The 9,451-nt window shown below is 40.3% G+C and carries 9 protein-coding genes; 6 read left to right on the top strand and 3 right to left on the bottom strand.

Annotated features, from left to right (window positions below; all coding sequences use genetic code 11):
- Positions 1–10: 10 nt before the first annotated feature.
- From PVE40_RS08625 to zwf, 6 genes are all read left to right on the top strand, one after another.
- A complete protein-coding gene (locus PVE40_RS08625) occupies positions 11–997 on the top strand; it encodes a tRNA dihydrouridine synthase (protein WP_274731499.1) in 987 nt (328 codons plus the stop codon).
- Positions 994–1,596 (top strand): DUF4230 domain-containing protein, encoded by a 603-nt coding sequence (locus PVE40_RS08630; protein WP_274731500.1) that lies wholly within the window; start codon positions 994–996, stop codon positions 1,594–1,596. Before PVE40_RS08625 ends, PVE40_RS08630 begins: the two co-directional genes overlap by 4 nt.
- Before the next feature lie 139 nt (positions 1,597–1,735).
- Complete coding sequence (locus PVE40_RS08635; protein WP_274731507.1) at positions 1,736–2,719, top strand: ribose-phosphate diphosphokinase; 984 nt, start codon at positions 1,736–1,738, stop codon at positions 2,717–2,719.
- A 132-nt stretch (positions 2,720–2,851) separates the two neighbouring features.
- Entirely contained in the window at positions 2,852–3,412 is a 561-nt protein-coding gene (locus tag PVE40_RS08640; RefSeq protein WP_274731501.1) for an NfeD family protein, read from the top strand.
- A gap of 24 nt (positions 3,413–3,436) precedes the next feature.
- Positions 3,437–4,987, top strand: coding sequence for a flotillin family protein (locus tag PVE40_RS08645; protein WP_274731502.1), 1,551 nt, complete (start codon positions 3,437–3,439; stop codon positions 4,985–4,987).
- Positions 4,988–5,112: 125 nt separating this feature from the next.
- Positions 5,113–6,534 carry a glucose-6-phosphate dehydrogenase gene (zwf, locus tag PVE40_RS08650; RefSeq protein WP_274731503.1) on the top strand — a complete coding sequence of 474 codons (1,422 nt, stop codon included), beginning with the start codon at positions 5,113–5,115 and terminating at the stop codon, positions 6,532–6,534.
- A 76-nt stretch (positions 6,535–6,610) separates the two neighbouring features.
- On the opposite strand, the gene PVE40_RS08655 is transcribed toward zwf, so the two are convergent.
- From PVE40_RS08655 to PVE40_RS08665, 3 genes are all read right to left on the bottom strand, one after another.
- Positions 6,611–7,336, bottom strand: coding sequence for a CPBP family intramembrane glutamic endopeptidase (locus tag PVE40_RS08655; protein WP_274731504.1), 726 nt, complete (start codon positions 7,334–7,336; stop codon positions 6,611–6,613).
- A 102-nt stretch (positions 7,337–7,438) separates the two neighbouring features.
- Positions 7,439–8,200: a sugar phosphate isomerase/epimerase family protein gene (locus tag PVE40_RS08660; protein ID WP_274731505.1), complete on the bottom strand. Its 762-nt coding sequence runs from the start codon at positions 8,198–8,200 to the stop codon at positions 7,439–7,441.
- Between the two features lie 11 nt (positions 8,201–8,211).
- Positions 8,212–9,213 (bottom strand): hydroxyacid dehydrogenase, encoded by a 1,002-nt coding sequence (locus tag PVE40_RS08665; protein WP_274731506.1) that lies wholly within the window; start codon positions 9,211–9,213, stop codon positions 8,212–8,214.
- Positions 9,214–9,451 lie beyond the last annotated feature (238 nt).

A 9,451-nucleotide genomic window follows, 5' to 3' on the forward strand; every position in this document is an offset into this window, starting at 1 on the left:
GGATTTTGAAATGAAAGAGAACTTTTGGCAAGAATTGCCACGGCCGTTTTTTATTTTGGCGCCGATGGAAGATGTGACGGATGTCGTGTTCCGTCACGTAGTGAGTGCAGCAGCAAGACCAGATGTGTTTTTTACTGAATTTACAAATAGCGAAAGTTATTGTCATCCGAATGGAAGAGAGAGTGTGCGTGGCCGCTTAACCTTTACGGAAGATGAACAGCCAATGGTGGCCCACATTTGGGGTGACAAGCCGGAATTCTTTAGAGAAATGAGTATCGGTATGGCGGAAATGGGCTTCAAGGGCATTGACATTAATATGGGTTGTCCAGCACCAAATGTATTTAAGCACGGCAGAGGAGCCGGTTTGATTAAACGTCCCGATGTTGCAGCGGAACTGATTCAAGCTGCTAAAGCTGGAGGACTTCCAGTGAGCGTGAAGACACGTTTGGGTCATGCCGATGTAGAAGAGTGGAAAACGTGGCTGAGACATGTATTGGAACAAGACATTGCGAACTTGTCCATTCACTTGCGTACGAAAGTGGAAATGAGCCAAGTAGATGCACACTGGGAATTAATACCTGAAATCAAACAATTACGCGATGAAATTGCTCCACATACTTTATTAACGATTAATGGAGACATTCCTGATTACCAAAAAGGTATGGAATTGGTTGAGAAGTATGGAGTGGACGGCGTTATGATTGGGCGTGGAATATTCCATAACCCATTTGCTTTTGAAAAGGAAAAGAAAGAGCATAGTCCAAAAGAGCTGCTCGATCTCTTGAGACTTCACTTGGACTTGTTTGATCACTATTCTAATAAAGATTCGCGCATATTCAAGCCACTTCGTCGTTTCTTCAAAATTTACGTCCGTGAATTCCGCGGTGCTAACGATTTGCGAGTTCAGTTGATGGATACCGAAACTACTAATGAAGTTCGCGGCTTACTAGATGAGTTTGAAGCAAAATATTTAACGGAAGAAAAAGTGCAAGGATGAAGAAATTCAAACGAAGCTTAATGGGACTTGTCATTATTGCTGGGGTAGTATTCTTTTTCATCTTGTCAAAAACAGAACTCATTGAAACTTCTACTAATCAATCCTCTGAAGCAGCATTGGTTCAAGATCAATTAGTTGAACTATCAGATTGGACTACGTTGAAGTATGAATACAGTAACGTGATTGTCAGCCGGACGGATAAAAGTCTTTCTTTATTGGGACTCACAGAACTCGAATATGCGGAAGCAATTAAACTAATTGAGTACACCGGTTATCTGAAAGCAGGGACTGACTTAGCGCAACTGGAAGTTATGCTTGATGAAGAATCAGAGACCGTCACTGTGCGTGTGCCAAAATCTCGTGTTTTAGATCATGTTGTGGAAACCGAGAACACCAGAGTGGAAGATATAAAAGGGAATATCTTTTCCGATTATCCATCCCAACTTGTATTTGATGAAATCAATGCGCATAAGAAAGAACTAGAAGCAGAAAAAATCAGTCAAGGGTTTCTAGAAGAAGCCGACGAAAGAGTTGCTGAACTGCTGACTTCATTCCTGAAGTCAAATGGTTTTTCTGAAGTTGAGATTGAATTTTATTAAAATATATAAAATCAAATACGCCTACCCTCACGATTAAGGGTAGGCGTATTTAGGTTATTAATAGATAAACGACATCTTTTCGTGCATAATAACAGTAATGAAAAGGTTTTAAAAATCCAGAATAAAACGGAGGGGCTTTATAGTGAATCAACACAAAAAATCCAGTCTGAAGGTTTTTGCACTTAATTCGAATCGACCATTAGCGGAGAAAGTTGCTGGCTTTTTGGGAGTTGAACTAGGCAAAGCGACTGTATCACGTTTTAGTGATGGAGAAGCCCGCATCGATATCAAGGAAAGTATTCGCGGCGATCATGTCTACCTCATCCAATCTACCTCATTTCCAGCAGACACCCATTTGATGGAGATACTGATTATGATTGATGCATTGAAACGGGCGAGTGCACAAACGGTCAACATTGTGATTCCGTATTACGGCTATGCTCGCCAAGACCGGAAAGCTCGGCCTCGTGAACCCATTACTGCCAAGCTGGTGGCGAACTTATTAGAAACGGCAGGAGCAACACGGGTGATTGCCTTGGATTTACATGCGGCACAAATTCAAGGGTTCTTCGATATTCCTTTGGATCATTTACTTGGTGGATCATTGCTGGCAGATTACTTTATCGAACAGGGATGCAGTGGTGAAGGAACGATTATTGTAGCACCGAATCATAGTGGCGTATCACGAGCACGTAAAATGGCAGAGTACTTAAATGCGCCGATTGCGATTGTAGATAGAAGACGTACTGGGATTGACAACGAAAAAAGGATGAATATTATTGGGGAAGTGGCAGGGAAATCTTGTATTCTAATAGATGATTTGATTGATACTGCGGATACAGTCACCTCTGCTTCAAACGTATTAATGAACCGTGGTGCCAAAGAGGTCTATGTGGCCGCTACGCATGCTGTTTTTTCTGGACCTGCTATTGAACGATTAGAAGACTCTCCAATTAAAAAGGTTATCGTGACGGATTCCATTTATCTGCCTCAAGAAAAACGAATCGATAAGATTGTCCAAGTAACGGTTGCAGAGCTATTAGCAGATGCAATTGAACGTGTGTACAAAAATAAATCAGTCAGTCCACTATTCGAAAAGAAATACGAAGGCCAAATGAAGTGATTTCTCATTGATTTTGCAACAAATTTTGACTGTTTATCGTTCTCTTGTTTACTTCATTTGAAGATTGCAATACAATTAAGGAGTATGGAATATTTAGTCAATTTCTTTTGAAGTGAGAGGCGGTGAAGGAGGTTGCAAGCATTTGTTGAGTCGATGTCGACTGCGAATTTGCTGATGGTGATTGGAATAATAGGAGCCGTCATCACTATTCCAGTCAAAGATTTCATTACGCTAGAGTTCTATGACATTTGTGATGTTTTTATCAGTTTATTTTTGGTTGGCATGATCATGACAAGATTAAGCGTGGAAGCCCAGGAAAATATGCTTCTTTTAGCGGGAATTTTTCTAGTTGTTTCGTTGGTGATTATTCTAATAAAGATTTTTGTTTTTGTTCCTTTTCAAGAAAAAGCAGAGACAAATGCTTTGTTATCAAGAAAAGATTATATCGGTGAGCTGGGAAGGGTGACGGTAGCCATTACGAAGGATGGATTGGGTGAAGTTGTTTTGTACACAGTCTTTGGCAATGTACCGATGACTGCTAAAATCTATCAAGAGCCGAACGAAGAGGAACGTTTGAGAATTGCAACAGGGGAACAAATTCGAGTACGAGATATCCAAGGGTCAATCGTGTTTGTTGCTCCAGAAAAAGAAAAGGCGTTTTTACCCCCGTTGGAGAGTCGTTGGGGGAAATAAAAAAGAAATGTAGGTAAAGAATGAATGGAAAATTATATTATTTGGATTGGCTTAGCAGTAATCGTAATTGTATTTTTAGTAGCAATTATTGGCCGTTACGTAACGGTGTCTCCTGATACTGCATTGATTGTTAGTGGGAGTTTTCTAGGAAAAGGACCAAATGTATTTACAGACAAAGAAAACAATAAAATGAAGATTGTTCGTGGCGGCGGTACGTTCTTGTGGCCTATTTTCCAACAAGGGAAAGGTCTTTCATTGATGTCCAGCAAACTGGAAGTTTCAGCATCTGAAGTGTATACAAGACAAGGTGTACCGATCTCTGCAACGGGAACAGTGATCATAAAAGTGGGTTCTTCTGTAGAAGAAATTGCAACTGCAGCAGAGCAATACTTGGGTAAAGAAACGCATGAGCTGGAAGAAGAAGCGCAAGAAGTTTTAGAAGGCCATTTACGTGCCATTTTGGGTAGCTTAACGGTAGAAGAAATTTACCGTGAACGTGATGAATTTGGTGCGCAAGTACAACAAGTTGCTTCGCAGGACTTGGAGAAAATGGGACTGAAAATTGTTTCCTTTACCATCAAGGATGTAACAGACTCTAATGGATATCTCGAGAGCTTGGGTCGCCCGCAAATTGCCGAAGTGAAGAAAAACGCTGAAATTGCAGAGGCAGAAGCAGAAAAAATAACAATTATTCAAAGAGCAGATGCGAAAATGCAGGCTCGTGAAGCAGAAAATAGACGTGCCGGTGAAATCGCACTCTCTGAAAAAGAAAAACAATTGAAGTTGGCGGAATACAAGCGTGAACAAGATATTCAACAAGCGATTGCCGACAAAGCCTACCAACTTCAAGATGCAGAGCTGCAAAAAGCCTTAGTTGAAAAGCAAAAGGAAATTGAATTAGTAGACCGTAGAAAACAAATTGAGATTGAAACGGAAGAAGTTTTCCTAGCAGCTAAAAAACTGGAAGCTGAAGTTGAGAAATCAGCTGATGCGAAACGGTATGCGGATGTTCAAAGAGCGGAAGCAGAGAAGCAAAAACGTATTTTGGATGCAGAAGCTGCAGCAAAAGAAACGGAACTAAGTGCTCATGCCGAAGCGGAAAGTATTGCCAAGGTCGGAAGAGCGAAAGCCGAAGCAGAGTCCTTGAATATTACAGAAGTAGGTAGAGCAAAAGCGGAAGCTGCTCAAAAACTGGCAGAAGCTTATAAGGAATATGGCCAACAAGCTATGATGCTTGAATTATTAAAGGTGTACCCTGAGATTGTTAAGCATGCAGCTGCACCAATCAGTAATATTGATAAGATTACGATTATTGATGGCGGCGAAGGAAATGGCGTATCACAAGTGAGTGGTTATACAACCAAGACCTTAGCGGGTATTCAAGAAAGTTTGAAAGAGACATTGGGATTGGATATGTCTGAGTTGATTAACAGCTACGTTGGAAATAGCAACGTAGGTTCAAAACTATCCACACTTAATGAAACGTTGGAATCTACTCCTCATATTAGACCTATCAAGGTGGAAGAGGCAACGACAGAACCTGTGGCTGCTGTAGATCAAGCAGGAAAAGAATAATGAATCGAGCCGAAGAACCTAACCGTTCTTCGGTTTTTTTGTCAGCGTATTATTAGGAAAAAGGCAGACACTTCCTTAAAATGGAACTAATGAAAGAAAATTCCGTTTTAGAGAGGAAGGAAATTATGTCAAATCAAAAAGCTAGCGGTTTATTTGTGTTATTTGGTGGAACCGGTGATTTAGCAGAAGGGGCGCTGTTACCTGCCTTTCATAAGCTCTACCGACAAGGTAAACTTTCTGAACATTTTGCATTGGTCGCAGCATCAAGAAGCGAAATGTCAAATGAAGAGTACCGAGACTTAGCTCGTGAAGCGGTCGAGAATACCGATACAGAAGATTCACTTGCGGATGATTTTTTCCAACATCTCTTCTATCAAGCAACCGATAATACAGAGTTGGAAGACTTTGAACAGTTATCTGAAGCCATCCAGAAAGCGGCGAAAGAATTCGAGGTAACCGATTCCTTTGTTTACTATTACTCGATCCCGCCGAGTGTGTTTGATGAAACGACAACCAACTTGAAAGAATCTGGTATTCTGGATTTGGAAGGGAATCATCGGGTTGTAGTGGAGAAGCCATTTGGTGAAGACTCCGAATCTGCCGAAGAATATTACGGATTGTTGAAGAATGCCTTTAATGAAGATGAAATTTATTTAGTTGATCATTATCTTGGAATAAATGCCGTCCAAAAGATGATGTCGCTACGTTATTATAACCCGGCATTAGATGGCATTTGGAATAATGACTACATTGAACACGTGCAAATTTCACTTCCTGAAAACTTTTCTATTGGAACACGAGGAGCCTTTTATGATGAAAATGGCGCTTTACTCGATATGTTCCAGAACCATCTGCTGCAAATTCTATCGACAGTAGCCATGGACGTGCCCGATGAGTTAACAGCAGAGAAACTAAACAAACAAAAACTCTCTCTCCTAAAAAATATCACTTCATTTACCAAAGACGAAGTGGAGCAGAAAGTTGTTCGTGGCCAATATAAGGGTTACAGAGAGGAAGAAGAGGTAGAAAAAGATAGTCTAACTGAAACCTACGTTGCTATTGAGGTCTCAATAGACTCTGAACGTTGGCGGGGTGTTCCATTTTACGTGCGTACTGGAAAGTGTCTAGAAGAAAACCACAATACCGTGGATGTAATATTGAGGTCTCGAGAAAACACAACATTTACTGAACCAAATCGGATCACCTTTTCTATTCAACCTGAAACAGGAATTTCAATGATCTTGAACCAAGCAGACTCTGCACAAACGAAACCCGTAGCGCTTCATCCAGAAGCAGGGACTTCAGAAGAAGTGGACCTTCCTGAAGCCTATGAAACCATTTTGTATGATGTTCTGCAAGGAGACCGTATGCATTTCACTACCTATGCTCAAGTTAAAGAACAGTGGCGCATTACTGATTCGATTCGGAGCAGCTGGAAAGAATTATCGGATCCAGATTTCCCTAACTACGAAAAGGGAGAAGTGGGACCGAAAGAAGCAGAAGAATTGCTTTCTAAAAGTGGATACAAATGGTTATACCGCACTTAATTTTTTGCGGTTCCTGTAATCTCTCATTACCATAAATGAACAAAAAGAAAAAGACTGAAACCAGTCTTTTTCTTTTTTAGATTAACTGAAAGTAATACATCACATAAGTTACAATCGAGAGAATCATCGCTAAAATATTATTCAAAATATGAACTAAAATAGCGTCTTTGATTGCCATACGACGACGGTAGGCAAAGAAGAATGTAATTCCCATAATGAAATACATCGAAAAAGTAATGATGTTATCCATACCATGCAACAGAGAAAATACAGTAGAGGTGATGATAGCAGGTAACCACTTCGCTCTTTCAGAAAATAAAAGATGAGTAAAAATTCCACGAAAAACCAATTCTTCTAAGATCGGTGCAAAAATACCAATGGTCAGATTAAATAGAAGAAAGTATATGGGAAAGACGCTTAAGGGATTTCCCGATTGAAGAGCAGCATCATTTGAAGACATCACGTTCCCATAAATTTGTTGGTTCAGTGTGGTTCCGACAATGGCTACGATTCGTAAAAATAGAAAAAGTCCAATCGCAATCCCGATGTCTTTTCCACCCATTTTTGGCATTGGATCCGGAAAAAGTCTTAAATAATAACGCCAAATCCATCTAATTGAGAAAAACGTGAAAAGAATCCATAACCCGGCAAGGATCCAACGTAAGAATACAGGCGTTATCTCTTGAGTAAGGTTAAGGGCGAAACTAAAATTGAGCGGTAAAATCGCCCAGATAATAAAACCGACTACTTTCAAACAATTAAAGATATATTGCTTGGGTGTTAAGCCAGATCGTGTTTCCATTTCATCACTCCATTCTTTATCTTCAATATAGCAAAAGGTGTGAAAGAAACAAAGTAAGAACCATGTGTTTTCGAAAAATCACCTGATTCGGAATGACTACTTTTAATCGAACAGCTTATGGAAGGTTACAACGTCTTCTTCAAATTGTTCTACCGAATTGTCTTTCATGAATTCCAACAAGAAAAAGTGAGGATGAGAAGAATGGGTTTGAATTTGTTGGATATAGTCTCGCCATTCTGCTTGTCCTTCTGCTAATGGGTAGCGATTGAAGTCGCGATCCCACTGAAATACGTGGACATTACTAATAAAGTCACTCAATTCTATGATTTGATTGAGTCGTTCTACTTGGGAAGTATACGCCAAGGGTTGCCAATAAAGAAAGAGATTAGGCTCATCGATTTCTTTCATTAGCCGCAAGGCACTTTCCGTAGTGTCGGTATAGGTGCCTTGATGGAATTCGATATGGAGGGAAACATCATGAGCTTGAGCCATCATAGCAGCTGTTTTTATATCATGGACGACTGCCGCAAATTCTTCTTCATCAATTACTCCGATTTCTTTTTTGAAGTCCATTTTCTTGGCCCAAATACGTATGGAAGTAGTACCAAGAGCGATTGCTGTTTCTAAAAATGGTTCAAAGGACAACCCTTGGCCGGCATAATAGTAAGACCCGTAAGAAGAAACCAACAAGCCTGCTTGGCGAGTCAACACGCCTATTTTCTTAGCATTCTCTAAATCATTAATCGGGACATGGATGTCGCCGCCCCATTCGATTGCATGGAGACCACCTTTTTGAGCCAGTTTAATAATCTCTTCCGGTGACTTTTTTCGAAAGGTAACCGAACAGATTCCTATATTCTTCATTGATATCCTCCTTAAGCCATGCGATTGAAGTCCGCTTCAGTGATTTGGTAGTGCAGTTTCTCCCCGTTCAAATATCGCTTCAGTTCCATGTGCATATAATTTCCTAATCGTTGACGCTCCTTGCCAACACTCCCTGCCAGATGCGGTGTAAGGAATACATTCTCCATTGTATAAAGAGGGGAGTCAGGCTGTGGCGGTTCCGGTGCGGTTACATCTAAGAGTGCAGTTAAATCCAGTCTGTTTTGTAATGCCAGAATCATCTCTTGTTCACGAACAATCTCGCCGCGAGCAGTATTGATGAAGGTTGCTTGTTCTTTCATTAATTCAAAATGTTTGCCCGTAATCATACCGATTGTTTCTGGTAGGCGTGGGGCATGGAGGGACACCACATCGGAAATCTGAAAAATTTCATCCAACGAACATAATTTTACACCAATTTCCTCAGCTTTTTCTTCTGTCACGAAAGGATCATATAGAGCGATATCTACTTGGAAGTTTTTCAAGTGTTCGATGACCATTTTTCCAATCGCGCTGAAAGAAATAATTCCTACTGTCGAATTATAAACTCCTGGGATCTCGTAGCGAATTCCGTTCGTGAAGTGCTTCTCCTCCTTTACTTTTCTTGATAGATACCAACTATTCTTAAGCGACATTAAAATCTGTGCCAAGGTAAATTCAGCGACAGGGATACCGTTGGGCACATTTGCGGTCGTAACAGTAATGCCACGGCGCCAGACTTCGTCATCGGTAAAAATATGTTTCATCGTACCAGCCGCATAGAAAATCGCTTTTAGATTAGGCGCTCGGTCTAGAAATTCCTTATCCATTTTTGGGGCACCAATTCCAGAAAAAATAATATCTGCTTGTTCGATTAACTCCCAATGTTCGTGGTAATTTTCTTTTGTTAGAAAAGGTTCTAGTACGTCAACTTGTTTACTGATTTCTGTTCGGACCTCTGGCGTATAATCACGGTCAATGAGTTGATCCGACATAATGAATAAACTTTTCATCATCTTTTCATCTCTCCTTATGTATTGATTGATTTCCTATATTCGATTATAGACGATTTTAGAATTTATTGCTGAAGCTAGATTCTGTATTCGTTTTTCCTGCTCCTTTGGTATACTAGAATTAAATAAAGAAAAGTAGGTGCCAAGATGAAAAAGTACCTGAATGGTATGCTATCCGTCAATAGGACAGTGAAATATTTTAACAGTTTTATAGACTGCCTCCCTGTTATGGAGGCAGTTT

Source organism: Jeotgalibaca caeni (genome assembly GCF_028863945.1).
Taxonomy (GTDB): domain Bacteria; phylum Bacillota; class Bacilli; order Lactobacillales; family Aerococcaceae; genus Jeotgalibaca; species Jeotgalibaca caeni.

Bases quoted from the DNA above. Each gene is read 5' to 3' on its own strand.
- PVE40_RS08625 (WP_274731499.1), top strand. From the start codon at position 11: ATGAAAGAGAACTTTTGGCAAGAATTGCCACGGCCGTTTTTTATTTTG.
- PVE40_RS08630 (WP_274731500.1), top strand. From the start codon at position 994: ATGAAGAAATTCAAACGAAGCTTAATGGGACTTGTCATTATTGCTGGG.
- PVE40_RS08645 (WP_274731502.1), top strand. From the start codon at position 3,437: ATGGAAAATTATATTATTTGGATTGGCTTAGCAGTAATCGTAATTGTA.
- zwf (WP_274731503.1), top strand. From the start codon at position 5,113: ATGTCAAATCAAAAAGCTAGCGGTTTATTTGTGTTATTTGGTGGAACC.
- PVE40_RS08655 (WP_274731504.1), bottom strand. From the start codon at position 7,336: ATGGAAACACGATCTGGCTTAACACCCAAGCAATATATCTTTAATTGT.
- PVE40_RS08660 (WP_274731505.1), bottom strand. From the start codon at position 8,200: ATGAAGAATATAGGAATCTGTTCGGTTACCTTTCGAAAAAAGTCACCG.
- PVE40_RS08665 (WP_274731506.1), bottom strand. From the start codon at position 9,213: ATGATGAAAAGTTTATTCATTATGTCGGATCAACTCATTGACCGTGAT.